We start from the raw sequence: 24,786 nt of genomic DNA, 5'->3' as shown, positions 1-24,786 counted from the left end.
GTCGCGCGAGGAGGTCGACGAATATCGTCGGCTGCGCACCGAACTCGACCGGCTGGCAGGTCGCATCAATGGCCGCTTCTCCGAGTTCGACTGGACGCCGCTGCGCTATTCGACCCGCGCGGCCCCACGCTCCACGCTGGCGGGGCTCTATCGCCTCGGCCGGATCGGCGTGGTGACGCCGCTGCGCGACGGCATGAATCTCGTCGCCAAGGAATTCGTGGCCGCGCAATCAGACGAGGATCCGGGCGTCCTGGTCCTGTCGCAGTTCGCGGGTGCCGCCCAGGACCTGACCGAAGCGCTGATCGTCAACCCGTTCGATCCCGATGCCATCGCCGATGCCATGCACGTCGCACTCACGATGCCGCTGTCGGAACGCCAGGAGCGCCAGAGCGTGCTCCGGGAAAAGGTGATGCGCACGACGGCCGAAGCCTACTGTCGGCGCTTCATCGAGGCCCTCGAAGCGCCAGGGATCGCGCGCGCGGCGTAGGCGCTAGGAGACCAGCCCGAACGCCGCCGGATAGACGACCAGACCGTCGTCGCCATCGAGGGCGTCGGGCACCAGTTCCAGCGCCATGAAAGACTCGCCCTCGAAGGGGCTGTCGAGGCCGCTCGCCAGTTCGGCCGAGAAGCCGAAGCGCGGATAGTAGTCGGGATGACCGAGGACCACGACGGCCTGCCATTCGCGGCGGCGCGCCAGTTCGAGCCCCGTTTCGACCAGGGCCGTGCCGATTCCCGACCTCTGGTATCCGGGATGAACGCACATCGGCGCGAGAGACAAGGTCGGCACGGCATCGTCGTCGATCATCGTTGTCAGCGCACTGAACAGGATGTGGCCGACGATGGCGCCGTCCGCGACCGCGACCAGCTCGACCGCGTCGATGAAGGCTTCGCGCAGCTCCTCGACCAGCCTGCCCTCGAACGGGCCACCGAAGGCCCGATCGTTGAGGCGACGGATCGCGTCGTCGTCAGCCGGTTCGCGCTCGCGGATCACCACATCGTGGCCGCTGCCCGGCCCGGCCATTCTCGATCGTAGGTTTCGCCGCCAACTCTCTCGTTGCTCAAGGCAGCCAGGATCTGGCCGGCGCTGGGCAGCGACTTCGGATCGACATGGCGCTCTGCATTCCAGAGTTCGGAGCGCACCAGCGCGCGGGCACACTGGAAGTACACGGCATCGACCTCGATCACGGCCACCGAACGCGGCGCCTTCTCCTCGACGGCGAAGGAGTCCAGAAGGTCCGGGGCAATGCTGAGATGGGCACGGCCGTTGACTCGCAACGTGTTGCCGACGCCGGGGATCATGAACAGCAGCGCGACGCGCGGATCGCGCACGATGTTGCGCAGCGAGTCGATGCGGTTGTTGCCGCGCCGGTCAGGCAGCATCAGGGTCTTCTCGTCATGGACCCGCACGAAGCCCGGCCTGTCGCCCCGCGGCGAACAGTCGAGACCTTCGGGACCGGACGTCGCCAGGGCCGCATAAGGCGATGCCTCGATGTAGGCACGATAGTGCGGCGTGATCCAGTTCGCTTCCTTGACTGTCGCCGCTTCGACCGGCCGGCCGTAAATGGCCTCGAGCTCGGCTTCCGTTCTCAGGATGTCGGACATGATGCTAGGCCCACTCCGCGGGAGAGGTGCCGAGGGGTTCGGCGGGACGGGCGTAATAGGCCGGGGTCTCGCCGAGCTGCACCACCGGCTTCAGGTGGCGCAGGCGGCCGAGTGGGCCGACGCTTTCGGTGAGAAGCGGCAGAAGCGTGGCCTCGGGCAGTTCGGCGGCGCCCTGCGCGGCGTCGACGGTGCCGAGGCTGGCGAGCCAGTGCGCGACCTGGACCAGCGAGACGCGCACCTGCCAGGAGCCGCCCTGCTCGACCCTGCGGGCCAACGCCACCAGGGCGCCTAGTGCCCCGAGATAGCCCGCGATGTAGTCGAGCGCCTGGACCGGCAGGTTGCGCGGCTTGTCCAACGCCCCCTGCGTGGCAGCAAGGCCGGTGACGTTCTGCACGATCGAGTCGAAGCCGCGGCGCGACGACCAGGGGCCTTCATGACCGTAGGCGCAGAGGCTGACGCAGACGATGCCGGGCCGCAGTGCCGCCACCTGCTCGGGTGAGAAGCCGCGCGCCGCCAAGGTGCCGGGGCGATAGCCCTGAGTGAAGATGTCGGCCTTCTTCAGGAGCGCCTTCATCGTCTCGACGCCGGCGGCTTCGCGCAGGTCGATCCAGGCGCAGCGCTTGCCGTGGCCGGTGTCCATCAGCAGTTCGGCCTGGTAGGGCAGGTGAGGGGCCGCGACGTGCAGCACGTCGGCGCCGTTCTCCGCCAGCACGCGGCCGCTTGTCGGTCCCGCCAGTACCCGCGTGAGGTCAAAGGCGCGCACGCCGGACAGTGGCCGGTCGCCGTGCGGCAGGGGCTCCGCGGGCGCCTCGCCGATCTTCACGATGTCGATCAGCGGCAGCTTCGCCACCGCGATGCCGTGCGGATGGGCGTTCCATTCATCGCGGCTGCGCGTCAGCCCACCGACGCAGCAGCCGTCGGCGATCGCCTGCTCGATCGCAAGCCCGTCCCACTTTGCGACGGCCGCGGCCAGCGCCTCGCGCGTATCGCCTTCGGCGCCGGCGATGCGCAGGGCACCGGCGCGATGGTGCGGATGGTTGGTGTGGATGAACATGTGCCGGCCATCGCGCGTCGGGTAGTGGCCGGACAACGGATCCCACGATACCGGACGCTCGCCGTTGCGCAGGACATAGGTGTTGGAGCGCAGCGACGCCGTGGCGGCGGCGAGGTCGACCGAGACCGGCTGAGGCCTGCCGGTCTTCAGCCGCCACAGGTCGGAGACCGCGAGCCCGACGGCGCCCAGGGCCGCGGCGCCGGCGGTTCCGACGCGCCACGGGGTCTGGAACACCGGATCGTCACCGCCGGTGAGGGTGAGCCGGTCGTCGGCGCGAGGGCTGCGTCCGAGCTGGCCCAGGATCGAATAGGCCAGGTCGGTATTCACTTGCCGTCCGCCATGATCTTGGTCAGCAAGGCCATGAACTCGTTCGGGCAGGTGATGTGCGGATTGTGGCTGGTGTCGAGTTCATGGCAGGTCCAGCCGGCTTCGCTGCGCGCCCGGTCTGCGAACTGGCGGAACGGATCGCCGGGACCGTTTCGGGTCGCATAGATGTAATCGCGGGGCGGCAGGGGCTCCTTCGACTCGAGCCTGATCTTCTGCTCGAAAGTCTTGATCGGCTGCGGCCGGCGACGCGGACTGGCCCAGGCCACGTCCTCGGGGGCGGTGTCCGGCGGCATCGGATTGACGGGCATCTTCCAGCCGTCGCCATCCCGCTCGGCACCCTTGCGCATATTGCCCTCGGCTTTCGGCCCGACCAGGTCGAACAGGCTCTGGCCGTCCTTGGGCGCGAAGGCGTCGATATACACGATGCGTGCAAGACGACTTCCGACCTTATCGGCGACGCCGGTCGCGACCATGCCGCCGTAGGAATGGCCCAGCAGGACGACATCGTTCAGGTCCTCGAACTCGATCTCCGAGACGATGTCCTGGATGTGGGTCGAGAGGTCGACGTCGGGCGTGGCGAGATGGGCGCGGGCGCCGAGGCCGGTATAGGTCGGGGCATAGAACTGGTGGCCAGCCTCCTGCAGCAGCGGCCGCATTTTCTTCCATGCCCAGGCTGCCGACCAGGCGCCGTGCGCCAGAACGATATTCGCCATTTCATTACCTCCCGCTGGCATACCAACTTTATCGATGCTACTACGACTTACTCTCAATGAGCAGCGAACCAACAATAGCACTTGGCGTCGCCCCCGTGGGTTTTCGTGGACGCATACAGGCCATCGCCGCGGGGCGTGTCGCCGCAGGGATGTCCGCGCCCGAACTCGAGCGCCGCCTGATCGAGCTGGGATTCGTCGAAGGCGCGGACGTCGAAGTCCTGCACCAGGGCCTGTTCGGCGGCGATCCCATCGCGGTGCGTGTCGCCCACACCACCATCGGCCTGCGCCGCCGCGAAGCGATGGCCATCCTCGTGAGCGTCGGAGCCGAACCGTGAGCGTCACCGCACCCACCGCCGCTCCGGTCGTCGCCCTGGTCGGCAATCCCAATTGCGGCAAGACCGCGCTGTTCAATGCGCTGACCGGCAGCCGGCAGAAGGTCGCCAACTATCCGGGCGTCACGGTCGAGAAGAAGGTCGGTCCGCTGACGACGCCCGCCGGACGCACGGTGCGCATCGTCGATCTGCCCGGCACCTATTCGCTGCGCGCACGCTCGCCCGACGAGGAGGTGACGCGCGACGTCGTCCTGGGACGGACCCAGAGCGACGTGATCCCGGACCTGATCGTCTGCGTGGCCGACGCCTCCAACCTGCGCCTGGCGCTTCGCCTCGTGCTCGAGCTGAAGCAGGTCGGCCGGCCGGTCATGCTGTCGCTCAACATGATGGACATCGCGCGCAAGCGCGGCATCGAGATCGACACCGAGAAGCTCGGGCGGGAACTGGGCCTGCCGGTCGTCAGTTCGGTTGCGGTGCGCCGCGGCGGCACCGACGCGCTACTGGCCGAGATCGACCGGCGGCTGGCCGCCGCGCAGGGCGCGACTGGAACCGTCTGGACCACGCCCGACGCCACGGCCCTGCGCCGCGCCCAGAAGGAGGCTGACCGGATCCTGGCCTCCGTGGTGAAGGGACAAGGCAAGCCCGACAGCCTGACGACGCGCCTCGATTCGGTGCTGCTGCACCCGGTGGCGGGGCTGGTCGTGCTGCTGGCCATTCTGTTCGTGATGTTCCAGGCCGTGTTCGCCTGGGCCGAACCCGGGATGGATGCGATCGAGGCCGGCTTCCACTTCCTCGGCGACCTCGTGGCCGGGCTGCCGCTGCCTGACCTGCTCAAGAGTTTCCTGAAGGACGGGCTGATCGGCGGCGTCGGCAGCGTGATCGTGTTCCTGCCGCAGATCGTGATCCTGTTCTTCTTCATCCTCGTTCTCGAGGATCTGGGTTACATGGCGCGTGCGGCCTTCCTGATGGACCGCATCATGGGCGGCGCCGGCCTGCATGGGCGCGCCTTCATCCCGCTCCTATCGTCCTTCGCCTGCGCCATTCCCGGCATCATGTCGACGCGCGTGATCGACGACCGGCGCGACCGCCTCACCACCATCCTGGTGGCGCCGCTGATGACCTGCTCGGCGCGCATCCCTGTCTACACGCTGATCATCGGCGCATTCATTCCCGACCGCGAGGTCTGGGGCTTCGTCGGCCTGCAGGGACTGGTGATGTTCGGCCTCTATACGCTGGGCATCGCCAGCGCGCTCGCGGTGTCGTTCGTGGTCAAGCGCGTGATCTGGCGGGGCAAGCCGGGCGAGCCTTTCATGCTCGAACTGCCGGACTACAAGATTCCGCAGGCAAAGAGCATCGCCATCGGCCTGTGGACCCGCGCCACGATCTTCCTGAAGCGCGCGGGCACCATCATCCTGTCGATGATGATCCTGATCTGGGTGCTGGCCTCCTTCCCGCAGCCGCCCGAGGGAGCGACCGAGCCGCCGATCAACTACAGCCTGGCCGCCCGGATCGGCACCGCGATCCAGCCCCTGACCGAGCCGCTGGGCTTCAACTGGCAGATCAACGTCGCGCTGATCCCCGGCATGGCCGCACGCGAGGTCGCGGTCGGCTCGCTCGGCACGATCTACGCGATCAGCGGCGGCGAGGAGGCCACCGACAAGATCGCGGCAGCGCTCAGCTCGCAATGGAGCCTGGCGACCGCGCTGGCCTTCCTCGCCTGGTACGTGTTCGCGCCGCAATGTGCCTCGACGCTGGCGGTCATCCGCCGCGAGACCGGCGGCTGGCGATGGCTGTGGGTCACTTTCTTCTACATGCTGGCGCTGGCGTACGTGGCGGCCTTTCTCACCTATCGCATCGCCGTGGCCTTCGGCGGAGGGTGACGATGGCTCAGGGGCCGAAGCCGCAGCGGCGCACGTTCCGCTACTGGCTGCAGCAGATCCATCTTTGGGTTGGTCTCATCCTGCTGCTGCCCCTGGTGATGATGGGCATCACCGGCGCCGTACTGGTCTATGCGCACGACATCGAGCATCTGTTCGGGCAGGGCGAGCCGCACGTGAAGACGGAAGGCGCGTGGCAGTCGGCGGGGCGGCTGATCGAAGCCGCCAAGGCTGCCAACAGCGAGCCTGGCCGCATCCCCATCGCGGTGCGCTGGCCCAACGAGGCGGGCCAGCCCGCCGCCGTGCGCCTGTCGCGTCCGGGCATGGCCGGCGAGCGGCCGCAGTTCCGGGGCGGCCCGCAAGGCGGGCCGGGCAACACGCCGCCGAAGCCGGGCCAGTCGGCACAGGGCCGCGTGCCGGCGCAAAGCCCGTTCGCCGGCAGCCTGCAGATCCTGATCGATCCGGTTTCGCTGCAGGTGCTCGAGACCCAGCAGGCGATGACCGGCTGGGTGCGCTTCTTCCACGACCTGCACGGCCATGTCTTCATCCCGGGCGGTCTCGGCCGCGAAATCGTGGGCTGGCTCGGCGTGGCGATGCTCGTGCTGGGCTGCTCCGGCCTCTATCTCTGGTGGCCCAAGCCCGGCCAGTGGAAGCAGGCCTTCTTGGTCCGCCGCAAGGCAAAGGGCCTGCGCCTGAACCGCGAGTTGCACGGCGCGGTCGGCATCTGGTCGCTGGTGATCTTCATGCTGGTGAACTTCACCGGTGTCTATCTCGCCTTCCCGCAGCAGATCTCGGCGGCGGTCAATCTCGTGTCGCCGAGCCGCGACATGCGGGCCGCCCTGTTCCAGGCCCGGGTCGAGCCGATGCGCGGGACGCCGGCCATGGGAGTCGACGAGGCGGTCGAGCTCGCGAAGGCGCGGGTGCCCGGCACACGCTTCCTGAATGCCTTCCTGCCGACCCGGCCCGACCAGGCACTGCGCGTCGGTCTGGTGCGGCCCGACCATCAGGAGGGCGCGCCCATCGTCACGGTGATCGTCGATCCCTATCGCAGGACCGTGGTCGACGTGTTCGATCCGCAGGCCATGTCGGCCGGCGAGACGGTGATCGCCTGGCAGCGCGCCCTGCACTACGGTATCGGGCTGGGCGGAGCCTACAAGTTCCTGGTCTTCGTCTCGGGCGTGATCATCCCGATCTTCGCCGTCACCGGCTTCCTGATGTGGTGGATCAAGCGCCGCAACCGCCGGGCGGGCGAACGGGCCCGGCAGGCCATCCTGCAAGGGGCCGGCCAAGCCGCGGAATAGAGCGGCGTCCCGCCCTCACCCGCGCCGCGTTCACCAGGACGGCAGCGGCCCCTTGAAGATGAAGAAGGCGCCGCCGCAGATCATCGCGAAGCCCACGAGATGGTTCGAGGTGATGCGTTCGCCGAGATAGAGCACCGAGAAGGCGGCGAACACGGTGAGCGTGATCACCTCCTGCATGGTCTTGAGTTCGGCCGCCGAGTAGACCTCATGCCCATACCGGTTGGCCGGAACGGCGAAACAGTATTCGACGAAGGCGATGCCCCAGCTTGCCACCACCACCAGCCACAGCGGCTTGTCGGTGAACTTGAGATGTCCGTACCAGGCGAACGTCATGAAGACGTTGGAGACCAGCAACAGGACAATCGGCGCGACGGCAGGCGGCAAGAGGGACATAGGTCTGGCTACTCCGGTTTGATCTGCAGCTTCTTGATGAGCGGGACGACCGTCCGGTCCTCCGCCTCGAACATCGCCGCGGTCTCCTGCGGCGTGGTCGGATAAGCCTCGGCCGTAAGTTCGGCGAAGCGGGCGACGACCGCGGGATCCTTGAGCACCTTGACCATCGCCTCGTTGATCTTCGCGACCACGTCGGGCGGCATCTTGGCGGGCCCGAACAGGCCGGTGAAGGTCGCGAAGGTGAAATTCTCGAGACCCTTCACGCCACTTTCCTTCATGGTCGGCACGTCGGGAAGCTGGGGCACGCGCTTGTCGGACGAGACGGCGATGGCACGCAGCTTGCCGGATTTGATGTTGCCGATGGCCGCGTTGAGCTGGTCGACCTGGGCCGGCACCTGGCCCGCCATCACGTCGATCATGGCGGCGCCCGACCCCTTGTAGTGCACGGACGTGTACTTGGTGCCGGTGGCTTCGGCGATCAGCTCCACGGCGAGGTGGTTGGTGGTGCCGAGGCCTGAATCGGCCACCGCGAACTGGCCATCCTTCCCGAGGGCGATGAAGTCGGCCATCGTCTTGATCGGTGAGTTCGCCGGCACGACGAGCACGGCCGGCACACGCTGGATGTGCGTGATCGGCGTGAAGGCCGTACGCCAGTCATAGGGCGCGTTGCCGTAGATGGCCGGGACTGCGACCAGCGAATTGGCCGAGACCAGCAGGCTGGTGCCGTCCGGGGCCGAGCGGGCCACGACATCGCTGCCGATCATCCCGCTGGCGCCGGCCTTGTTCTCGACGATGACGCTGACTCCCAGCACCTCGCGCAGCTTGTCGGCGATGATGCGCGCGGTGACGTCGATGTTTCCGCCCGGCGCATAGGGCGCCATGATCTTGATGGGTTTGTCGAAGGTTTGGGCGAAGGCCGTCGCCGGCCCGAGGGCGAGCCCGAAAAGGGCCGTCAGAACTGCTATCAGACGCATGGAATCCTCCCGTTCGTATTTGGGAGGAACCTAGAAGAACGACTATGGCGGCGCAAAGGCCTGCTTCCTGTGCTGCCCGCGTGGCGGCTCTCAGAGGGCCGGCGGCCGGTGCTGTGCCCAGGGCCGTGCGGCTTCGAGCAGGGCGCCCATCCGCAGCACGTCGGTCTCCGCGCCCCACTTGCCCACGACCTGCACCGAGGTCGGCAGCCCGTCGGCGCCGAAGCCCGACGGATAGGCGCAGGCGGGATGGCCGGTGAGGTTGAACGGGTACTGGTAGGAGGTCCAGCCCTGGCGGGTGATGCCGCACTTCACGCCGTCGATCACGACCTCGTCGTTGGCTGCGTCGTGCGTCACGTCGAGCGCCGTGCGTGCGTTGGTCGGCATCACCAGGAAGTCGTAGCGCTCGAACAGCGACTGGATCTTGCGGAAAAGGGTCGTGCGCGCGAACTGCGCGTTGCGGAAATCGGCCAGGGTGAACTTGGCGCCGCGTTCCATGAATGCCAGGGTCACCGGATCCATCTGGTTCTGCCATTTCGGCAGGTATTGGGCGCAGAAAACGGCGAAATTCGCCTGGTAGAGCACGCGGCCCTCGTACTCGATCCAGTCGATCTTCTCGGTGACCTCCTCGACCGCGGCCCCCATCGCTTCCCAGGCGGCGAGCGAGGCGCGCGTGTTGGTGCGCACGTCGGCGGCCACGCGCGGATTGGCGGTGAGTTCGATATAACCGATTCGCACGGCCGCAAGGTCGGCGCCCGCCAGCTTCGGCGACAGCGGCTTCTGCGCGCTGCCCGACAGGGTCCACGGATCCTTGTCGCTGGGGCCGACCAGCACCGAATGCATGATCGCGGCATCAGTGACGGAGCGCGCCAGCGGGCCGGCGTAGATGTTGTTGCCGTAGGCATCGCGCGTCGTGTCGTAGGGCACGGCGCCCAGCGTGGGCTTGAGGCCGACCAGCCCCGAGCAGGAAGCGGGACCGCGCACCGAGCCGGCGCCGTCGGTGCCGAGCGACAGGGGGCCGAGCCCGGCCGCCACCGCCGCCGCGCCGCCGCCGCTCGAGCCGCCCGGCGTGCGCTCGAGATTCCACGGGTTGCGCGTAATGCCGAACGGGCCGTCGGTCAGGCCCTTCACCCCGAACTCGGGAGTCGTGGCCTTGGCGAAGATGACGGCGCCGGCCTTGCGCAGGCGCTGCACCAGCAGATCGTCTGCGGTCGCCGGACCGTTGCCTTCGAAGATTGCCGAGCCATGGCGCGTCGGCACGCCTTCGACGTCGACGAGGTCCTTCACGCTGATCGGAACGCCGTGCAGCGGGCCCAGCACTTCACCCCGTGTGACGGCTTCCTCGGCCTTCTGCGCGTTGCGCCTGGCCTGGTCGACCATGACCTCGCGGAAGCAGTTGATCCTGGGGTTGGCGCGCTCGGCGGCCTTCAGGACGGCATCGAGATATTCGACGGGCGAAAGCTTCTTCGCACGGATGAGGGCGGCCGCCTGGACGGCCGGGGTGAAGAGAAGATCTGGGTCGGTCATGGCCGGCACACTAGCCCAACCTCGACACGGTCTGCACGCTGCGCTACGCCCGCTGGCGATGTTCTCCCTTCCCGTAATGGCGGCACTCGCGGTCGTGGCCGTCGTGACCTCGTTCGTCTCCGGCATCTTCGGCATGGCGGGCGGGATGCTGCTGATCGGCTTCCTGCTGGTCCTGCTGCCGGTGCCGGTCGCGATGGTGTTCCATGGCGTCATCCAGATCGCCGCCAATGGCTGGCGGGCCTGGCTGTGGCGCCATCACGTGAACTGGAACGTCGTGCTGCAGTTCGGCGCCGGCGCCGGCTCCTCGCTGATCGTCTTCTCCTTCTTCGACTTCGTGCCCGACAAGGCGCTGGTGCTGATGGCCGTCGGGTTGACGCCGTTCATCGCGCTCGCGGTGCCGCAGCGCATTGCGCCCAACATCGAGCGCGGCGGGCAGGCCTTCCTGGCCGGCGCGATCGGCGGCGCCATCCAGCTCGTCTCGGGCGTGACCGGTCCGCTGCTCGACATCTTCTATGTCCGCACGGGCATGACGCGACAGGTCAACGTGGCGACCAAGGCGGCGGCCCAGGTGCTCGGGCACCTGACCAAGGTCCTCTATTTTGCGATGGTGATCGAAGGTCCGGCTGGCCGCGACCTCGAGCAGTGGCTGGTCATGGGCTACGCCGCGGTCTTCGCCGTGATCGGCACCACCTTGTCGCGCAGCTTCCTCGACCGCATGTCGGACAAGCAGTTCTATCACTGGACGCGCCGCGTGATCCTGGCGCTCGGCGCGGTGTACATAGGGCAGGGACTCTGGCTGATGGTGACGCGATGAGTGACGTGAAGGATCAGGTCCGGGCCTTGCTCGACCGGCTGCCGGACGATTGCACCTTTGCCGACGTGCAGCGCGCCCTCGCGGTCATGGTGTGGCCCAAGCGCGACGACGGCAGCCTCGAGCCGCCCAAGCGCCTGGACCCGGAAGAAGTGAAGCGCCGCCTGCGCGACTGGATGAAATCGGAGGGAGAAAAATGAAGGACCGCGTCTCGATCGACCTCAAGGACGGTGTCGCCGACGTCCGCCTGATCCGCGCCGACAAGATGAACGCGCTCGATCCGGCGATGTTCGAAGGCATCATCGAGGCGGGTGCCAAGCTCGCCACCATGCCGGGCCTGCGTTGCGTGGTGCTGTCGGGTGAGGGCAAGGCCTTCTGTGCCGGCCTCGACATGGGCAGCTTCGCCGCCATGAAGGCGGCCGAAGACCAGGGGGGCGACGCGGTGCCGGGCGTGCGCGACCTCACGAAACGCACCCACGGTATCGCCAACCGGCCGCAGCAATGCGCCTGGCTGTGGCGCGAACTGCCGGTGCCGGTGATCGCTGCCGTCCATGGCGTGGCGTTCGGCGGCGGCTTCCAGATCGCGCTGGGGCCGGACATCCGCTACGCCACCGCCGATGCACGCTTCTCGGTGATGGAGATCAAGTGGGGCCTCGTGCCCGACCTCGCCGGCACGCAGCTCATGCGCCATCTCGCGCGCGAGGATGTCGTGCGGGAACTCACCTATACCGGCCGCATCTTCAACGGCGTCGAGGCACGCGAGATGGGCTTCGTGACGAAGGTGGTGGAGGACCCGCGCGCCGCGGCACTGGAGACGGCGCGTGAGATCGCCGCCAAGAGCCCCGACGCGATCCGCGCCAACAAGCGGCTGCTCAACGCCGCCGTGGCGACCGATGCGGCGTCCGGCCTGATGATGGAGTCGGTCGAGCAGCAGAAGCTGATCGGCTCGCCCAACCAGCTCGAAGCCATCATGTCCAACCTGCAGAATCGTGCCGCGAACTACAGGGATTGAGCAAGAGACTCTAAGAACAAGAAAGACCCGTCGCCTCGACCGGAGCCGGTCGTGGCGACGGGGTTTGCTCTTTGTATTGGCTGCGGGTGAGCGTCCCGCCCTGCTTCTACCGCCCCTGGAACACCGGCTTGCGCTTTTCGACGAAGGACGCGACCGCTTCCTTGTGATCGGCGGTGCGCGACGACTGGACCAGGCGCTCGGCCTCGCGATAGTGCGCGTCCGAGTAAGTGATGTGCAGGGCCTCGTCGAGATTGTCCTTCATGTGGCGCAGCGCGATCCTCGGGCCCTCGGCCAGCGACTTGGCGAAGGCGAAAGCCTCATCCTGCAGCCTGGCGTCGTCGACCACGCGGTTCACCAGACCGATCTGCTCGCAGCGCTCGGCGCCGACTTTCTCGGAGGTGAACATCAGCTCGCGCGCCCGCATCGGGCCCACGGTGCGGGTCAGCAGCCAGGAGATGCCGTAGTCGCCCGACAGGCCGATCTTGGCGTAGCCGGTGGTGCAGAAGGCCGACTTCGCCGCGATGCGGATGTCGCAGGCGAGCGCAATGGCCAGGCCCGCGCCGGCCGCGGCGCCGGGGAGCGCGGCGATGGTGGGCTTGCGCACGGCGACCAGCGCGCCCGTCAAATGTGTCTGGCGCCAGCGCAGGTCGGCCAGCCGCTCCTCGTAGCTCATCTGGCCGCGCGGCCCACGGCCGCCCATGCCCTTGACGTCGCCGCCGCTGCAGAAGGCGGTGCCGGCGCCGGTGATCAGCAGAGCGCCCACGGCATCGTCGTCGCCGCGCGCCTTGATCTGGTTGCGCAGCGCCTCGGTGAGATCGGGCGACATCGCATTGCGCGCCTCGGGGCGGTTCAGCGTGATCAGCGCGACGCCGTCGCGGACGCTGCACAAGAGTTCGGTTGTGCCGGTATCGATTTCCATGGGACGTTCTCCTTGTCATGACATTCCCGGTCACCGAACACACCGTCAAGACCGCCCGCCACACGACGGGCTTTCTCGCCTGCGGAGCGAAAGACGCGCCGCTGCTGATCTTCGTCCATGGCTGGCCCGAACTGTCGCTGTCGTGGCGGCACCAGCTTCCGGCCTTTGCCGCCTTGGGCTTCCGCTGCATCGCGCCCGACATGCGCGGCTACGGTCGCTCCAGCACCTACACGCGGCACCGGGATTTCGCGCAGGAAGAAATCGTGGCCGACATGGTCGAGCTGCTGGCGGCACTCGGCCGCGACAAGGCCGTGTGGATCGGCCACGACTGGGGCAGCCCGGTCGTCTGGAACATGGCGGCGCACCATCCCGACAAGGTCGTGGGCGTGGCCAGCCTGTGCGTGCCCTATCTCCCCACCGGCTTCACGCTCGACACCGTCGTGCCGCTGGTCGACCGCGCGCTCTATCCCGAGGCGCAGTTCCCGGCCGGCCAGTGGGATTACCAGTTCTTCTACGAAGAGAGCTTCGACAAGGCCTGTGCGGGGTTCGACGCCAACCCGCTCAACGTGGTGAAGGCGCTGTTCCGCAAGGGCGACTCGGCGCGGGTCGGCAAGCCGGCGCCAACTTCGATGGTGCGCCGCGCCGGCGGCTGGTTCGGTGGCGGCGCCTGCCCCGACGTGCCGCGCGATCCCGACGTACTGACCGAGCAGGACATGGAGGCCTATGCCGCCGCGCTGACACGGAACGGCTTCTTCGGCCCCGACTCCTGGTATATGAACCACAAGGCCAACGGCGAATATGCCAAGCGTGCCCCTGACGGCGGCAAGCTCGTCATGCCCGTCCTGTTCCTGCACGGCGCCCATGACACGACCTGTGAGACGATGACCTCGAAGCTCGCCGAACCGATGCGGCAAAGCTGCGCCGATCTTACCGAAGTCGTCGTGCCGTCCGGCCACTGGATGGCGCAGGAGAGACCGATCGACGTGAACGCGGCTCTTGCGAAGTGGCTGGCGACGAAGCTCAGTGCCTACTGGACTTAGGTCACGACGCGCTCTTGGCCCTCAACGCCGCAAGCCGTTCGAGGCTCTCCGCCGGCCAGAGTTCGTTGCGGTCGTAGTATTCTTCGACAGCCGGTACGCCGGCGGGCAGGGCGACCCAGGGCTGCTTGCTCGTGGTGAAGATATGGATGTCGGGAGGCAGCCGGTCAGGTTCGTCGAGCGTGCCGACGCGCACGAAGCGGACAGTCGGTCCGGCGCCGGCATAGTTGCTCCACACCGCGATGCGGCATTTCGGGCAGCGCGCGATCTTCTGGCCCTTGCCACTGAGCGTCGGCGTGTCGATCACTTCGACCTCGCCACCCAGCCTCTCGACCCTGTGGGCCTCGATCATCGCGTTCATCGCGAACGCCGTCCCTGAATCGCGCTGGCACCAGCGGCAGTGGCAGCAATGCACGAACAGCGGCTTCGCGGTGAGGCGGTAGCGCACGTTGCGGCAGGTGCAGCCGCCTTCGTGCATCTCTGTCTTGCTGGTCATCGCCTTCGTCTCCCGGCTAAGGTCCGCGCCTGAAATCATCTGGGCGGAGAGTAGACATGGCCGGACGGCTGCAAGGCAAGGTGGCGGTGGTGACCGGGGCGGCGCCGCGCGGTGAGGGCGTGGGCAACGGCATGGCGACGGCACTGCTGTTCGCCAAGGAAGGCGCTAGGGTCGTGCTGGTCAATCGCAGTGCCGAGCGTGCCGAGAAGCTCGCCGAACAGATCAAGAGCGAGGGCGGCGAGGCGTCGGTCTTCGCGGGCGATGTGGCCAAGCTCGACGAGGCCGAGGCGATGGCCGACTTCGCGATGAAGAAATATGGCCGCCTCGACATCCTGCACAACAATGTCGGCATCGGTGGCCCGGGCACGCCGGAGACTGTGACGCTCGAGACCTGGAACAAGGTGCTCGAAGCCAACCTCACGACGACGATGCTGTGCACCAAGTCGTGCCTGCCGCGCATGAAGGAAGGCGGCGGCGGGTCGATCATCATGGTGTCGTCGATCGCCGGGGCGGTCGGGCTGATGGGCAGCGCCGGGGCGGTGGCTTACGCGACGGCCAAGGCGGGCCTGCACGGCTTCACGATGTCGGTCGCGGCCGACTATGCGACGCAGAACATCCGCGCCAACTGCATCATTGTGGGCTCGGTGCACACGCCGATGGTGGCGCATCTCGGCGCCGAGGCGCGCGACCGGCGCAAGAAGATGGTGCCGATGCAGGTCGAGGGCACGGCCTGGGACATCGCCCACGGCGCGGTCTATCTCGCCTCCGACGAATCGCGCTGGGTGACCGGCGTGATGCTGCCAATCGACGGCGGCCTCGTCGCGCTCCGGGCGTGGCCGCGATGATCCGGCTGCTGGTCGCGCTCCTCGCTGCGGTCGTCGCGATGCCGGCCGCGGGCTCTGCGCAGAGCCAGATGGACCTCAACCAGCAGGTGGGTACGGCGTTGCAGGATGCCGACCGGCAGCTCAACGCCGCCTACACGAAGCTGCGGACGCGCCTCGGACCCGAGAGCCGCGCCCGCCTGCAGGCGGCCGAAGAGGCGTGGATCCGCTTCCGCGACAAGGAATGTGAATTCATCGGTGCACCGACGACCGGTGGTTCGATCCACGGGATGATCGTCGCCCAATGCCAGGCGCGCCTCACCCTCGTGCGGGTGAAGGATCTGGAAGCCCAGCTCAACTGCCAGGAAGGCGATCTCTCCTGCGTCAGGAACTAGGGCGACGCCGTTCGTGGTGCCAGGTGTAGAGGCCTGACGCCACGATCACGGCGGCGCCGGCCAGGGTCCAGTGGTCGGGAATGTCGCCGAATACGATCGCCCCCAGGATGCTGACGAACACCAGCAGCATGTAGCTATAAGGCTGGACGGCGCCCGCCTCGGCATAGTCGAGCGCCTTGATCAGCGAGTAATGTGCCAGCGCGCCCAGCGAAGCGATGGCAAACAGCAGTGCCCAGCCTTTGGCGTCCGGCCAGACCCATTGCCATGGCCCGAACAGCGTCGTGGCACCGAACGCCACGAAGGCCGACCAGACGAGCGTGGTGTCGGGCGTGTCGGTGCGTGAGCAGAGGCGGACCAGGATCTGATAGCCGCCCCACAGGATGGCGCCGGCCAGGGGCAGCAGGAGCGGCCAGTCGAGTACGCGAAAGCCTGGCCGCACGATCAGCAGCACCCCGACGAAGCCCGCCCCGACGGCCGCCCAGCGTGCCGCCCCCGCGCGCTCGCCGAGGAACAGGACACCGAGTGCGATCACGATCAGCGGCGAGGTGGCGGCGACGGCGTGAGTGTCGGCCAGCGGCAGATAACGAAAGGCCAGCACGAACACCGCGCTCTCGATCACCGCGAGCAGGGCGCGGCCGAACTGTAGCCACGGCCGGCTGGAGCGCGCGGCCGCCCGCAATCCACGCCGCCGCACGATCAGCCAGGCGAACAGGCAGAAGACGGCATAGCGAACCCACATCATCTGGCCGACCGAATAGTCGGCCACCATCCACTTGGTGATCGTGTCCATGCTGGCGAAACCCAGCATGGCGAGCATGGTGAAGACAGCCCCGCGGGACGTGTTGCTGCGGCCGGTAGCGGCCGCTTGCGGCGTCATTCGGCGGCGGCCGCGCGCTGCGCCGGCGGGCGGAAGGCGGGTATCACGCGCTCGGCGAAGAGCTTCAGGCTCTGCATCGTCTTTTCGCGTCCATAGTAGGGCGGGTAGTGCAGCAGAAGCGAGGTCATGCCGGTGCGCGCCTGCATCTCGCGTAGACGCGCGATCACCGTCTCGGCCGAGCCGTGCAGCAGCGTGGTGTTCAGCAGCTCGTCGTAGCTGAGCTGGTTGCCTTTTTCCGAGACCGATCCGAGATAGCCCGCGGTGCCGGTGCCACCGAAATGTGCGATGTGGCGGACGATCGCCTCCTCGGTCTCGGCGCGCGCCTGCGCATCGGTGTCGGCGATGTAGACCCAGCGCGCGATGTCGATCTGGCCGGCGCCGGGATTTTTGACGCGCTCGGCCGAGGCCGTCGCGAGTTCGCGCTTGTAGAGAGCGGTCTGGGCCGCCAGCGTCTCGATGCCCGGCAGGGTCGACAGCATCAGGCCGAAGCCGTTGCGGCCGCAATAGCCGATCGAGCGGTCGGTGCCGCCCGCCATGTAGAGCGGCGGATGCGGCATCTGCACGGGCTGCGGCAGCATCTCGTAGGGCTCTGCGACGGTGCCGCTGAAATACTTGCCCTTGTGGTCGTAGCGATGGCGATGGAAGGCGTCGAACATCAGGCCGACCGCTTCCTCGACCATGTCGCGGCGCCCTTCGAAGTCCTTGCCCAGGCCTACGAACTCGTAGGGTCGATAGCCCGAGCCGATGCCCAGCATGACCCGGCCGTTCGACAGGATGTCGACGAAGTTGGCGTTCTCGACGACGCGGATCGGATCGTAGAGCGGCAAGGTAATCACGCCGGAAGCCAGCTTGATGCGGCTGGTCTTCGCGGCGAGGTAGGCCATGTAGGCGAAGCAGTCCGGCATGATGCCGTAGCTGGTCGAGAAATGGTGCTCGGCGATCCAGGCCGTGTCGTAGCCCAGCCGTTCCGCCTCGATGATCTCCTCCGTCGTGCGCGCATGCACGGCGCGGTGCGGATAAGGCTCTTCCTTCGGATTGGCGTGCGAGGTGAAGAGGATGCCGAATTCCATGCCGTTTTCCTCCAGATTCATTCGTGTTTGCGGCAGTATTCTTCACCACCTTGGCGGCGTTTTCGACCTCGTGCGTACCCCATGTATCGCTCTGCACGGGCTTGCAGAGGGCGGGCTCGGTGCGAGGGCCACCGGAATCCCAGCAATCCGCTTGACTCCGCTGCGCTGCAGCATCATATACGCGCCAGCCCGCAACGCTCGTGGGCTTCCAAGATTTCTCGCGATCGCGCGACGCGCCCCATGGTTTTTGACGGCGCCTCATCCCGAGACAATCCCCAAAGACAAGAGCCGTCCCAGCCGCGCGCGGGAACGGGCCTAACGCCGCCACAGATGTGCGTGCCCGGATGGCATGCCGGCGGCAAGTAAGGATTTTCAGTGAGTGAAGTTACGTTTGCGGACCTCGGTCTGGCCGAGCCGCTGCTGCGTGCATTGAACGCGGCGAATTACACGGTACCGACGCCGATCCAGGCGCGCACGATTCCGGCCCTGCTGCAGGGCCGTGATGTGCTGGGCATCGCCCAGACCGGCACCGGCAAGACGGCGGCGTTCGCGCTGCCCGTGCTGCAGCATCTCTCCGAGTCGAAGGAGCGCGCCCTCCCCAAGAGCCCGCGCGCCCTCGTGCTGGCGCCGACCCGCGAACTGGCGGTCCAGATCGCCCGCAGCTTCGACACCTACGGTCGCGGCCTCGGCCTGCGCCTCTGCACCGTCGTCGGCGGTCTGGGCTATGGTCGCCAGATCGAGACCCTGTCGCGTGGCGTCGACATCCTGATCGCCACGCCCGGCCGTCTGCTCGACCTCGTCGAGCGCGGCAACGTGAAGCTCGGACAGGTCAGCTTCTTCGTCCTCGACGAAGCTGATCGCATGTTCGACATGGGCTTCATCCGCGACGTGCGCCGCATCGCGGCGTCGGTCTCGAAGAACCGGCAGACCCTGCTGTTCTCGGCCACCATGCCGAACGATATTGCCAAGCTTTCCTCGGAGATCCTCAAGAATCCCGAGAAGGTCGAGATCGCGCCGCAGGGCCGCACGGTCGAGCGGATCGACCAGCGCGTCTACTTCGTGAACTCGGCCAACAAGCGCACCCTGCTCAACCATCTTCTGTCCGACGAGGCCCTCGAGCGGGTCATCATCTTCACGCGCACCAAGCGCGGCGCCAACCGCGTCGCCGAGGCGCTGGAGGACCGCGGTGTCCGCTCCGAGGCGATCCACGGCAACAAGTCGCAGAACGCCCGCCAGAAGGCGCTCGACAACTTCGCTCGCGGCAAGGCCCGCGTCCTGGTCGCGACCGATCTCGCCTCGCGCGGCATCGACGTGCAGGGCGTGACCCACGTCATCAACTTCGAGCTGCCGGCCGATGCCGAGAGCTACGTCCATCGCATCGGCCGCACCGCGCGCGCCGGCGCCTCGGGCATCGCGATCTCGTTCTGCGACGGCAGCGAGCGCGGCCAGCTCAAGGGCATCGAGCGTCTGACCAACCAGCGTATCCCGGTCGTTCCGACGCCGGCCAACGAGGACATGCCGCCGGCCCCGCCGATGCGTGCCCGCAGCGAAGACGACGATCGCGAACGCGACGAGCGTCCCCGCGAGGGCCGTGGTGGTCCGCGTGGCGGCGGCCGTCCGGGTGGCGGTGGTCGTCCCGGCGGTCATCGCTCGTTCGGCGACCGCGCCAATCACGATCGTTCGCGCGGCGACCGCCCGCCGGCGCATGCCGACAGCCAGTTCCGCGGTGGCGACTTCCGCGATGCTCCGCAGGGTGATCGCCCGCACGGTGATCGTCCGCAGGGCGACCGTCCCTACGGCGACCGCCCGCGTAATCCGCGCCCGCAGGGTGATCGCCCGTTCGGTGACCGCCCGCGGGGAGATCGTCCTCACGGCGACCGTCCGCAAGGGGATCGTCCGCAGGGCGACCGCTTCGATCGCGCGCAAGGCGATCGTCCCCAGGCCGATCGTCCGCACGGCGATCGTCCCCATGGTGACCGCCCGCGCTCGTTCGGCGATCGTTCGAATCACAATGGTGGCGGCGGCCAGTATGCGCCCCGTCCGCACGGCGACCGTCCCCACGGTGACCGGCCGCAAGGCGATCGCCCGGCCGGCGATCGTCCGCAGGGTCCGCGTCCCCAGTGGAAGGGCCGTCGCTTCGGCGGTGGAGGCGGCGGCGGTGGTGGCCGCGGTCGAGGCCGCGCTGCCTAGCTAGAGAATTCCTTCCTCGCGGAAGATTTCCAGACATTTAGAAAGAGCGCGCTCATATCGGGCGCGCTCTTTCGCTATCGAGGCATCGTCCCAGTCGAAGAAGCCGCCCTTGGTCTTGAAGCCGATGCGGCCCTGGTCGACGTTGCGCTGAAGCACCGGCGGCGGGCCGTCGGCGTTGCTGAGATCGGGCCAGATGATCTTGGCGACGGCGCAGGTGGTGTCCCAGCCCGAATGCTCCTTCTGCGTGATCGGACCGGCCGCAGCGTAGCGGAAGCCGAAGGAGAGACGCACGGTCGCGTCGATGTCCTCGGGCGAGGCGACGCCTTCTTCGATCAGCCACAGGGCCTCACGCATCAGCGCGCCCTGGATGCGGTTGCCCAGGAAGCCGATCACGTCCTTCTTCACCTGGACGGGCCGCTTGCCCAGTTCGCTCATGATGGCGCCAACCTTCTCGGCCAGCGTCACATCGGTGTGAACGGAGCGCACGACCTCGACCAGCGGGATGAGGTGGGCCGGCATGAAGAAGTGCAGCCCCATCATGCGGTCCTGGCTCGCCAGGCCCTTGCCGATCTCGCTGATCGGGAAGCTCGACGAGTTGGAGGTGAGCGGCACGCCGGGACGCGACAGGCGCTCCAGGTCGGCGAAGATCTGCCGCTTCAGTTCCAGATCCTCGGTGACCGTTTCGACGACGATGTCGATCTTCGACCAGGGTGCCTCCTCGAGCGTCGCGTAGGTCGCGAGGCCCGAGACGCCGTCCGCCTTTCCCATGGCCTGCAGTGCGCGGGATGTCGCCGCAGGCAGCCCGTCGCGGGTCGAGGCGGAGCGCGACACGACGTCCACCTTCCATCCACCGCCCAGGAACATGGCGATGATTCCGACGCCCATCGTGCCTCCGCCCAGCACCAGGGCGTGTCGTTCGCTTTGCGGCATTCCTCTTCCTCCCGTATCGACGCGTGACCCCTGCCGGGGCAGTATCCCGGCCAAGTTAACCGGATTTTCAACGCGGGAGAAAACACATGAGCAGCACCTTCAAGGATATCGGGATCAGCACCGACGGCGCCGTCGGAATCGTCGAGATTCAGCGGCCGCCGCACAACTTCTTCGACAACTCGCTGATCAACCAGATCGCCGATGCCTTCGAGGCCTTCGACCGCGACGACAAGATTCGCGCCTATGTGCTGTGCGCCCAGGGCAAGTCGTTCTGCGCCGGCGCCGATTTCGCCAACCGTCCGCAGACCGGCGCGGCCGAGAGCGGCAAGCATCTCTACAAGGAAGCGACCCGCCTGTTCCGCTCGAAGAAGCCGAGCGTCGCGGCCGTGCAGGGCCCGGCGATCGGCGGCGGCCTCGGCCTCGCGCTGATGCCGGACTTCCGCGTCGCTGCGCCGGAAGCGCGCTTCGCTGCCAACTTCACCCGTCTCGGTTTCCATCCGGGCTTCTCGCTCACCTTCACCCTGCCGCGCCTGATCGGCCAGCAGAAGGCGAACCTGATGTTCCTCACCGGCCGTCGCATCGGCGGCGAGCAGGCGGTGGAGTGGGGCATGGCCGACGTGCTGGCGCCGCTCGCCGACGTGCGCAAGGAAGCGATCAAGCTCGCGCAGGAGATCGCCGAGTCGGCACCTCTCGCGGTGATGTCGACGCGCGAGACGATGCGCCGTGGCTTCGCCGACGGGGCGGAAATCGCCACCGAGCGCGAGCTCACCGAGCAGGACTGGACGCGCAAGACCGAGGACTTCAAGGAAGGCGTCAAGTCGTACGCCGAGAAGCGCCCCGGCAACTGGAAGAACCGCTAAGGGAGCGTTCCATGGCTCAGGTCTCGGGTAAGGTTGCCATCGTCACGGGCGGTGCTTCCGGCATCGGCGAGGCCTGTGCCGAAACGCTGGCGCGCGAAGGCACGTCGGTTCTCATCACGGATATCGACGACACCCTGGGGAAGGGTGTCGTCGAGCGCATCACGAAAGCGGGCGGCAAGGCGCACTATGTCCGTCATGACGTGCGCGACGAGGCGGCATGGCCCGGCATCGTCGCCGAGGCCGAGAAGCGCTTCGGTCGCCTCGACATCATGGTGGCCAATGCCGGCATCGGCATCATGTCGCCGATCGCCACCATGACGCTGGCCGACTGGCAGCGTCAGCAGGCCATCAATCTCGACGGCGTGTTCCTCTCGATCAAGCACTCGATCCCGGCGATGAAGCGGGTGGGTGGCGGCTCGATCGTGCTGATGTCGTCGGTGGCGGGCCTGCGCGGTGCGCCAGGCCTCGCGGCCTATTCGGCGACCAAGGGCGGCGTGCGCCTGCTCGCCAAGTCGGTGGCGCTCGAACACGCGGCCGACAACATCCGCTGCAATTCGGTGCATCCCGGTATCATCGCCACGCCGATCTGGGAGAAGATCCCGACCGGCGCCGAGGGCAATCGCCGCAACGCGCCGATCGATCCACGCGAGCGCGCCGCGGCTTCTGTGCCATTGCCGCGGGTCGGCGAGGCGCAGGACATCGCCAATGGCGTGCTCTTCCTGTGCAGCGACGCGTCGAACTACGTCACCGGCCAGGAGCTGGTGATCGACGGCGGCATGACGGCCGGCGGCCGGCCCTCGCGACCGCAGCAGTAGTCGTCTCATGGGTGACGCCGCGCGGCTCTGGATCGTCGTTGCCGCTTTGAGCGGCGCGATCTCCGTCATCGTGGGCGCCTTCGCGGCGCACGGTCTGGACCTGCGCACCGAAGCCGGTCTGAAGGCGCGCGACTGGCTGCAGACCGGCAGTCACTATCAGATGGTCCATGCGCTCGCGATGCTGGGCGTGTGCGCGCTGGCCGGCGCTGAACACCTGAATGTGCGACTGGCCATTGTCGCCCTGTGGCTGTTCCTCGTCGGCAGCGTCCTGTTCCCCGGCGCGCTTTATTCCCTGTCGTTCGGCGGCCCGCGATGGTTCGGCGCAGTGGCGCCGGTCGGCGGTCTCGCCTTCATCGCGGGCTGGGTGTTCCTGGCGATCGCCGCGCTCAAGCGGCCCATCGGCTGATCTCAGGAAAGTTGTTCGTCTAATAGCTTGAGCGCCTCGGCGGCGAAGGCGCGCATGTTGGCGACGCGATCGTCGGAGCCGGTGCGCAAGGTGCGCGCGACGCTTCCGTGGGGACCGACGACCGCGACGCAGGTGTGTCCCGCGGGATCGCCATAGGAATTGCCGGTCGGGCCCGAGGCGCCGGTCTCGGCGAGGCCCCAGGTCGTCTTGAGGCGAGCGCGGACATGCTCGGCGGCGAGCAGCGCCCATGGCTCGGAGGAGGAGCGGACGCCGGCGCGCTTCTCGCGCGGCACCGCGAGGAACGCATCCCCGGCCGGCCGCGTGTAGACCACAGCGCCGCCCATGAAATAGGCCGAAGCGCCCGGCACCGCGAGCAACGCCGCCGAGATCAATCCGCCGGCCGACGATTCGGAAATGCCGACGGTCTCTTTGCGGGCTTTCAGTTTTTCGCCGACGCGTTGGGCGAGCGGGAGCAGGGAGTCCATCGGGTCAGTCCTTCTTGGTGAAGATGTCGAGGGCCAGCGGCACCTGCTGGCCCATCCAGATCGCGCGATCGCGATGATCCTCCAGATCGTGCCCGGTGTTGGGATGAATGAATACCGTAAGTTCACCGCGGTTCAGGGTCAGCCACGACAGGACCGGCTCGAACTGTTCGTTCTTCAGGGCGACCTGGTAACTGAAGCGCGGATGCGGCCCGACCGGGCGTTCGTGGAAACGGCCCATCTCGATGGGAAAGGTCTTCTCGATCCGCTCGCGCAACGCCCACGCCGCGTCTCGCGACGTCTCGTCGAAATAGACGTGTGCGTGCCAGTCCTTGATTTGGTCCGTGTTCATGACGTTCACCATAATGCGCAGCACAACCCGCCTGTCGGAACCCAGAGCCGTTCCCCGAGCGGAGCAGGCTTGCTAGGGTCAGGCATCATGAACTTCGATTTCTCCGACGACCAGAAGCTGCTCAAGGAGCAGGTTCGCAAATTCCTCGCCGACAAGTGCCCCACCAAAGTGGTGCGGCGCGTGCTCGACGGCAACGAAACCCACGCGGAAGATGTCTGGAAAGGCCTCGTCGATCTCGGCGTGCCGGCCCTTGGCATTCCCGAAGAGTATGGCGGCATGGGCCTGTCGCCGCTCGAGGTCTGCGTCGCCGCCGAGGAGATCGGTCGCGCCGCGGCGCCGGTGCCGTTCGACACCTCGGTCGTGCTGGCGACGGAGGCGCTGAAGCTCGCGGGCTCCGACGCGCAGAAGAAGAAGTGGCTGCCCGAACTCGCCTCCGGCAAGGCGATCGGCACGCTGGCGATTGCTGAAGGCGCGCAGCCGCCGAAGCCGCGCAACACCCGCACGACGTTCGGCGGCGGTCGCCTCAACGGCAAGAAGCTGCCGGTGACCGACGGCGAAGCCGCGACCTTCGCCATCGTGCTCGCCAACACGGGCGGCTCGGGCGATCGCGCCGTGTCGCTCGTCTTGGTCGATCTCAGCCAGAAGGGCGTCGCCAGGAAGCGCATCGAGACGATCGATCCCGCGCGCAAGCATGCCGAACTCACGTTCAGCGACGCCACCGCCGAGCTGCTGGGCGGCGAGGGTGAAGGCTGGCGCCTGCTCGAGCGGCTCTACGATGCGGCGGCGGTCTACTTCGCGTTCGCCCAGGTGGGAGGCGCCGAGGCCGCGATGTGGATGGCGCGTGACTATGCGTTGCAGCGCACCGCGTTCGGTCGCGCCATCGGTTCCTACCAGGCGATCAAGCACAAGCTGGCGGACTGCTACGTGAAGCTCGAGCTGGCGCGCTCGAACGCCTATTACGGCGCCATGATGTTGACCGAGGACGGCGCCGACCTGCCGCTCGCGGCAGCGGCGGCGCGCATCGCCGCAACCGACGCCTACGACTTCGCGGCCAAGGAGAACATCCAGACCCATGGCGGCATCGGCTTCACCTGGGAGGCCGACACGCAGTTCCATTATCGCCGCTCGCGCCTGTTGGCGCTCTCGATCGGCGGTCCGATGGCGTGGAAGGACAAGCTGGTGACCCGTCTCGAACAGAAGAACGCGGCCTAGGAGG

At 67.6% G+C, this 24,786-nt stretch carries 29 protein-coding genes; 15 read left to right on the top strand and 14 right to left on the bottom strand.

Translation table 11 applies throughout. The features are described from left to right. A partial coding sequence (locus ACT6UX_RS12350) for a trehalose-6-phosphate synthase (RefSeq protein WP_444775446.1) occupies nt 1-487 on the top strand: 487 nt, incomplete at its 5' end. 3 nt (nt 488-490) lie between these two features. On the opposite strand, the gene ACT6UX_RS12345 is transcribed toward ACT6UX_RS12350, so the two are convergent. The 4 genes from ACT6UX_RS12345 to ACT6UX_RS12330 are packed head-to-tail and all read right to left on the bottom strand — an operon-like array spanning nt 491 to nt 3,696. Beyond that, entirely contained in the window at nt 491-1,021 is a 531-nt protein-coding gene (locus tag ACT6UX_RS12345) for a GNAT family N-acetyltransferase (RefSeq protein WP_444775445.1), read from the bottom strand. Then, complete coding sequence (locus ACT6UX_RS12340; protein ID WP_444775444.1) at nt 988-1,602, bottom strand: pyridoxamine 5'-phosphate oxidase family protein; 615 nt, start codon at nt 1,600-1,602, stop codon at nt 988-990. The genes ACT6UX_RS12345 and ACT6UX_RS12340 overlap by 34 nt, the downstream gene beginning before the upstream one ends. A 4-nt stretch (nt 1,603-1,606) precedes the next feature. Continuing rightward, nucleotides 1,607-2,983 carry a CoA transferase gene (locus ACT6UX_RS12335; RefSeq protein ID WP_444775443.1) on the bottom strand — a complete coding sequence of 459 codons (1,377 nt, stop codon included), beginning with the start codon at nt 2,981-2,983 and terminating at the stop codon, nt 1,607-1,609. Continuing rightward, entirely contained in the window at nt 2,980-3,696 is a 717-nt protein-coding gene (locus ACT6UX_RS12330) for an alpha/beta hydrolase (RefSeq protein ID WP_444775442.1), read from the bottom strand. Before ACT6UX_RS12330 ends, ACT6UX_RS12335 begins: the two co-directional genes overlap by 4 nt. 56 nt (nt 3,697-3,752) lie before the next feature. Here ACT6UX_RS12330 and ACT6UX_RS12325 point away from each other — a divergent pair, with 56 nt between their 5' ends. The 3 genes from ACT6UX_RS12325 to ACT6UX_RS12315 are packed head-to-tail and all read left to right on the top strand — an operon-like array spanning nt 3,753 to nt 7,206. Further along, the gene (locus ACT6UX_RS12325) at nt 3,753-4,031 is read left to right on the top strand and encodes a FeoA family protein (protein WP_444775441.1); all 279 of its coding nucleotides are present in this window, start codon (nt 3,753-3,755) and stop codon (nt 4,029-4,031) included. After that, a complete protein-coding gene (gene feoB, locus ACT6UX_RS12320) occupies nt 4,028-5,908 on the top strand; it encodes a ferrous iron transport protein B (protein WP_444775440.1) in 1,881 nt (626 codons plus the stop codon). Before ACT6UX_RS12325 ends, feoB begins: the two co-directional genes overlap by 4 nt. 2 nt (nt 5,909-5,910) lie before the next feature. Further along, entirely contained in the window at nt 5,911-7,206 is a 1,296-nt protein-coding gene (locus ACT6UX_RS12315) for a PepSY-associated TM helix domain-containing protein (protein WP_444775439.1), read from the top strand. Between the two features lie 30 nt (nt 7,207-7,236). Here ACT6UX_RS12315 and ACT6UX_RS12310 read toward each other — a convergent pair whose 3' ends face one another. From ACT6UX_RS12310 to ACT6UX_RS12300, 3 genes are all read right to left on the bottom strand, one after another. Continuing rightward, nucleotides 7,237-7,599 carry a DMT family protein gene (locus tag ACT6UX_RS12310; protein WP_444775438.1) on the bottom strand — a complete coding sequence of 121 codons (363 nt, stop codon included), beginning with the start codon at nt 7,597-7,599 and terminating at the stop codon, nt 7,237-7,239. An 8-nt stretch (nt 7,600-7,607) separates the two neighbouring features. After that, the gene (locus tag ACT6UX_RS12305; protein WP_444775437.1) at nt 7,608-8,573 is read right to left on the bottom strand and encodes a Bug family tripartite tricarboxylate transporter substrate binding protein; all 966 of its coding nucleotides are present in this window, start codon (nt 8,571-8,573) and stop codon (nt 7,608-7,610) included. A 90-nt stretch (nt 8,574-8,663) separates the two neighbouring features. Next, entirely contained in the window at nt 8,664-10,097 is a 1,434-nt protein-coding gene (locus ACT6UX_RS12300) for an amidase (RefSeq protein ID WP_444775436.1), read from the bottom strand. On the opposite strand from ACT6UX_RS12300, the gene ACT6UX_RS12295 reads away from it, so the two are divergent. Genes ACT6UX_RS12295 through ACT6UX_RS12285 form a run of 3 tightly spaced genes read left to right on the top strand, consistent with a single transcriptional unit; the run spans nt 10,096 to nt 11,920 of the window. Next, nucleotides 10,096-10,911 carry a TSUP family transporter gene (locus tag ACT6UX_RS12295; protein ID WP_444775435.1) on the top strand — a complete coding sequence of 272 codons (816 nt, stop codon included), beginning with the start codon at nt 10,096-10,098 and terminating at the stop codon, nt 10,909-10,911. The genes ACT6UX_RS12300 and ACT6UX_RS12295 overlap by 2 nt on opposite strands. Further along, nucleotides 10,908-11,108: a hypothetical protein gene (locus ACT6UX_RS12290; RefSeq protein ID WP_444775434.1), complete on the top strand. Its 201-nt coding sequence runs from the start codon at nt 10,908-10,910 to the stop codon at nt 11,106-11,108. Before ACT6UX_RS12295 ends, ACT6UX_RS12290 begins: the two co-directional genes overlap by 4 nt. Then, the gene (locus tag ACT6UX_RS12285; RefSeq protein WP_444775433.1) at nt 11,105-11,920 is read left to right on the top strand and encodes a crotonase/enoyl-CoA hydratase family protein; all 816 of its coding nucleotides are present in this window, start codon (nt 11,105-11,107) and stop codon (nt 11,918-11,920) included. Before ACT6UX_RS12290 ends, ACT6UX_RS12285 begins: the two co-directional genes overlap by 4 nt. Nucleotides 11,921-12,026: 106 nt before the next feature. On the opposite strand, the gene ACT6UX_RS12280 is transcribed toward ACT6UX_RS12285, so the two are convergent. Further along, on the bottom strand, nt 12,027-12,839 hold the full coding sequence (locus ACT6UX_RS12280; protein WP_444775432.1) for an enoyl-CoA hydratase-related protein: 813 nt from the start codon (nt 12,837-12,839) through the stop codon (nt 12,027-12,029). Nucleotides 12,840-12,856: 17 nt separating this feature from the next. Between ACT6UX_RS12280 and ACT6UX_RS12275 the strand changes: the two genes are divergently transcribed. Beyond that, complete coding sequence (locus ACT6UX_RS12275; protein ID WP_444775431.1) at nt 12,857-13,879, top strand: alpha/beta hydrolase; 1,023 nt, start codon at nt 12,857-12,859, stop codon at nt 13,877-13,879. A gap of 1 nt (nt 13,880) precedes the next feature. On the opposite strand, the gene ACT6UX_RS12270 is transcribed toward ACT6UX_RS12275, so the two are convergent. Further along, on the bottom strand, nt 13,881-14,372 hold the full coding sequence (locus ACT6UX_RS12270) for a GFA family protein (protein ID WP_444775430.1): 492 nt from the start codon (nt 14,370-14,372) through the stop codon (nt 13,881-13,883). Nucleotides 14,373-14,428: 56 nt separating this feature from the next. On the opposite strand from ACT6UX_RS12270, the gene ACT6UX_RS12265 reads away from it, so the two are divergent. Together ACT6UX_RS12265 and ACT6UX_RS12260 are read left to right on the top strand one after the other, a co-directional pair. Further along, nucleotides 14,429-15,217 carry an SDR family NAD(P)-dependent oxidoreductase gene (locus tag ACT6UX_RS12265; RefSeq protein ID WP_444775429.1) on the top strand — a complete coding sequence of 263 codons (789 nt, stop codon included), beginning with the start codon at nt 14,429-14,431 and terminating at the stop codon, nt 15,215-15,217. Next, nucleotides 15,214-15,588 (top strand): lysozyme inhibitor LprI family protein, encoded by a 375-nt coding sequence (locus ACT6UX_RS12260; protein ID WP_444775428.1) that lies wholly within the window; start codon nt 15,214-15,216, stop codon nt 15,586-15,588. The genes ACT6UX_RS12265 and ACT6UX_RS12260 overlap by 4 nt, the downstream gene beginning before the upstream one ends. On the opposite strand, the gene ACT6UX_RS12255 is transcribed toward ACT6UX_RS12260, so the two are convergent. Together ACT6UX_RS12255 and ACT6UX_RS12250 are read right to left on the bottom strand one after the other, a co-directional pair. Further along, the gene (locus tag ACT6UX_RS12255; RefSeq protein WP_444775427.1) at nt 15,578-16,465 is read right to left on the bottom strand and encodes a DMT family transporter; all 888 of its coding nucleotides are present in this window, start codon (nt 16,463-16,465) and stop codon (nt 15,578-15,580) included. The two genes, ACT6UX_RS12260 and ACT6UX_RS12255, sit on opposite strands and share 11 nt — an antisense overlap. Beyond that, nucleotides 16,462-17,535 carry an LLM class flavin-dependent oxidoreductase gene (locus ACT6UX_RS12250; RefSeq protein WP_444775426.1) on the bottom strand — a complete coding sequence of 358 codons (1,074 nt, stop codon included), beginning with the start codon at nt 17,533-17,535 and terminating at the stop codon, nt 16,462-16,464. The genes ACT6UX_RS12255 and ACT6UX_RS12250 overlap by 4 nt, the downstream gene beginning before the upstream one ends. A 375-nt stretch (nt 17,536-17,910) precedes the next feature. Between ACT6UX_RS12250 and ACT6UX_RS12245 the strand changes: the two genes are divergently transcribed. Further along, on the top strand, nt 17,911-19,725 hold the full coding sequence (locus tag ACT6UX_RS12245; protein WP_444775425.1) for a DEAD/DEAH box helicase: 1,815 nt from the start codon (nt 17,911-17,913) through the stop codon (nt 19,723-19,725). On the opposite strand, the gene ACT6UX_RS12240 is transcribed toward ACT6UX_RS12245, so the two are convergent. Continuing rightward, entirely contained in the window at nt 19,726-20,655 is a 930-nt protein-coding gene (locus tag ACT6UX_RS12240) for a 3-hydroxyacyl-CoA dehydrogenase family protein (RefSeq protein WP_444775424.1), read from the bottom strand. 86 nt (nt 20,656-20,741) lie between these two features. Between ACT6UX_RS12240 and ACT6UX_RS12235 the strand changes: the two genes are divergently transcribed. From ACT6UX_RS12235 to ACT6UX_RS12225, 3 genes are read left to right on the top strand one after another with little or no spacing between them, the layout of a single operon-like run. Next, nucleotides 20,742-21,515 carry an enoyl-CoA hydratase/isomerase family protein gene (locus ACT6UX_RS12235; RefSeq protein ID WP_444775423.1) on the top strand — a complete coding sequence of 258 codons (774 nt, stop codon included), beginning with the start codon at nt 20,742-20,744 and terminating at the stop codon, nt 21,513-21,515. Nucleotides 21,516-21,526: 11 nt separating this feature from the next. Beyond that, on the top strand, nt 21,527-22,330 hold the full coding sequence (locus ACT6UX_RS12230; RefSeq protein WP_444775422.1) for an SDR family NAD(P)-dependent oxidoreductase: 804 nt from the start codon (nt 21,527-21,529) through the stop codon (nt 22,328-22,330). A 7-nt stretch (nt 22,331-22,337) separates the two neighbouring features. Further along, entirely contained in the window at nt 22,338-22,736 is a 399-nt protein-coding gene (locus ACT6UX_RS12225; RefSeq protein WP_444775421.1) for a DUF423 domain-containing protein, read from the top strand. Between the two features lie 2 nt (nt 22,737-22,738). Here the strand turns inward: ACT6UX_RS12225 and ACT6UX_RS12220 are convergent, their stop codons facing one another. Continuing rightward, complete coding sequence (locus tag ACT6UX_RS12220; protein WP_444775420.1) at nt 22,739-23,221, bottom strand: CinA family protein; 483 nt, start codon at nt 23,219-23,221, stop codon at nt 22,739-22,741. Nucleotides 23,222-23,225: 4 nt separating this feature from the next. Then, nucleotides 23,226-23,570, bottom strand: a complete 345-nt coding sequence (locus ACT6UX_RS12215; protein WP_444775419.1) for a DOPA 4,5-dioxygenase family protein — start codon at nt 23,568-23,570, stop codon at nt 23,226-23,228. An 87-nt stretch (nt 23,571-23,657) separates the two neighbouring features. Here ACT6UX_RS12215 and ACT6UX_RS12210 point away from each other — a divergent pair, with 87 nt between their 5' ends. Continuing rightward, nucleotides 23,658-24,782, top strand: a complete 1,125-nt coding sequence (locus tag ACT6UX_RS12210; protein ID WP_444775418.1) for an acyl-CoA dehydrogenase family protein — start codon at nt 23,658-23,660, stop codon at nt 24,780-24,782. Nucleotides 24,783-24,786 lie beyond the last annotated feature (4 nt).

Origin of the sequence: Reyranella sp. (genome assembly GCF_052439685.1) — a bacterium.
Classification (GTDB): domain Bacteria; phylum Pseudomonadota; class Alphaproteobacteria; order Reyranellales; family Reyranellaceae; genus Reyranella.
The sequence above is the reverse complement of the archived record's forward strand: the minus strand, read 5'-3'. Positions and strand labels throughout refer to the sequence as shown.

What these genes read in the sequence shown, in the direction of transcription:
- ACT6UX_RS12345 (WP_444775445.1), bottom strand. Translation starts at nt 1,021, where the DNA reads ATGGCCGGGCCGGGCAGCGGCCACGATGTGGTGATCCGCGAGCGCGAA.
- ACT6UX_RS12340 (WP_444775444.1), bottom strand. Translation starts at nt 1,602, where the DNA reads ATGTCCGACATCCTGAGAACGGAAGCCGAGCTCGAGGCCATTTACGGC.
- ACT6UX_RS12330 (WP_444775442.1), bottom strand. Translation starts at nt 3,696, where the DNA reads ATGGCGAATATCGTTCTGGCGCACGGCGCCTGGTCGGCAGCCTGGGCA.
- ACT6UX_RS12325 (WP_444775441.1), top strand. Translation starts at nt 3,753, where the DNA reads ATGAGCAGCGAACCAACAATAGCACTTGGCGTCGCCCCCGTGGGTTTT.
- ACT6UX_RS12315 (WP_444775439.1), top strand. Translation starts at nt 5,911, where the DNA reads ATGGCTCAGGGGCCGAAGCCGCAGCGGCGCACGTTCCGCTACTGGCTG.
- ACT6UX_RS12310 (WP_444775438.1), bottom strand. Translation starts at nt 7,599, where the DNA reads ATGTCCCTCTTGCCGCCTGCCGTCGCGCCGATTGTCCTGTTGCTGGTC.
- ACT6UX_RS12305 (WP_444775437.1), bottom strand. Translation starts at nt 8,573, where the DNA reads ATGCGTCTGATAGCAGTTCTGACGGCCCTTTTCGGGCTCGCCCTCGGG.
- ACT6UX_RS12295 (WP_444775435.1), top strand. Translation starts at nt 10,096, where the DNA reads ATGGCCGGCACACTAGCCCAACCTCGACACGGTCTGCACGCTGCGCTA.
- ACT6UX_RS12300 (WP_444775436.1), bottom strand. Translation starts at nt 10,097, where the DNA reads ATGACCGACCCAGATCTTCTCTTCACCCCGGCCGTCCAGGCGGCCGCC.
- ACT6UX_RS12290 (WP_444775434.1), top strand. Translation starts at nt 10,908, where the DNA reads ATGAGTGACGTGAAGGATCAGGTCCGGGCCTTGCTCGACCGGCTGCCG.
- ACT6UX_RS12285 (WP_444775433.1), top strand. Translation starts at nt 11,105, where the DNA reads ATGAAGGACCGCGTCTCGATCGACCTCAAGGACGGTGTCGCCGACGTC.
- ACT6UX_RS12280 (WP_444775432.1), bottom strand. Translation starts at nt 12,839, where the DNA reads ATGGAAATCGATACCGGCACAACCGAACTCTTGTGCAGCGTCCGCGAC.
- ACT6UX_RS12275 (WP_444775431.1), top strand. Translation starts at nt 12,857, where the DNA reads ATGACATTCCCGGTCACCGAACACACCGTCAAGACCGCCCGCCACACG.
- ACT6UX_RS12270 (WP_444775430.1), bottom strand. Translation starts at nt 14,372, where the DNA reads ATGACCAGCAAGACAGAGATGCACGAAGGCGGCTGCACCTGCCGCAAC.
- ACT6UX_RS12265 (WP_444775429.1), top strand. Translation starts at nt 14,429, where the DNA reads ATGGCCGGACGGCTGCAAGGCAAGGTGGCGGTGGTGACCGGGGCGGCG.
- ACT6UX_RS12260 (WP_444775428.1), top strand. Translation starts at nt 15,214, where the DNA reads ATGATCCGGCTGCTGGTCGCGCTCCTCGCTGCGGTCGTCGCGATGCCG.
- ACT6UX_RS12255 (WP_444775427.1), bottom strand. Translation starts at nt 16,465, where the DNA reads ATGACGCCGCAAGCGGCCGCTACCGGCCGCAGCAACACGTCCCGCGGG.
- ACT6UX_RS12250 (WP_444775426.1), bottom strand. Translation starts at nt 17,535, where the DNA reads ATGGAATTCGGCATCCTCTTCACCTCGCACGCCAATCCGAAGGAAGAG.
- ACT6UX_RS12240 (WP_444775424.1), bottom strand. Translation starts at nt 20,655, where the DNA reads ATGCCGCAAAGCGAACGACACGCCCTGGTGCTGGGCGGAGGCACGATG.
- ACT6UX_RS12235 (WP_444775423.1), top strand. Translation starts at nt 20,742, where the DNA reads ATGAGCAGCACCTTCAAGGATATCGGGATCAGCACCGACGGCGCCGTC.
- ACT6UX_RS12230 (WP_444775422.1), top strand. Translation starts at nt 21,527, where the DNA reads ATGGCTCAGGTCTCGGGTAAGGTTGCCATCGTCACGGGCGGTGCTTCC.
- ACT6UX_RS12225 (WP_444775421.1), top strand. Translation starts at nt 22,338, where the DNA reads ATGGGTGACGCCGCGCGGCTCTGGATCGTCGTTGCCGCTTTGAGCGGC.
- ACT6UX_RS12220 (WP_444775420.1), bottom strand. Translation starts at nt 23,221, where the DNA reads ATGGACTCCCTGCTCCCGCTCGCCCAACGCGTCGGCGAAAAACTGAAA.
- ACT6UX_RS12215 (WP_444775419.1), bottom strand. Translation starts at nt 23,570, where the DNA reads ATGAACACGGACCAAATCAAGGACTGGCACGCACACGTCTATTTCGAC.
- ACT6UX_RS12210 (WP_444775418.1), top strand. Translation starts at nt 23,658, where the DNA reads ATGAACTTCGATTTCTCCGACGACCAGAAGCTGCTCAAGGAGCAGGTT.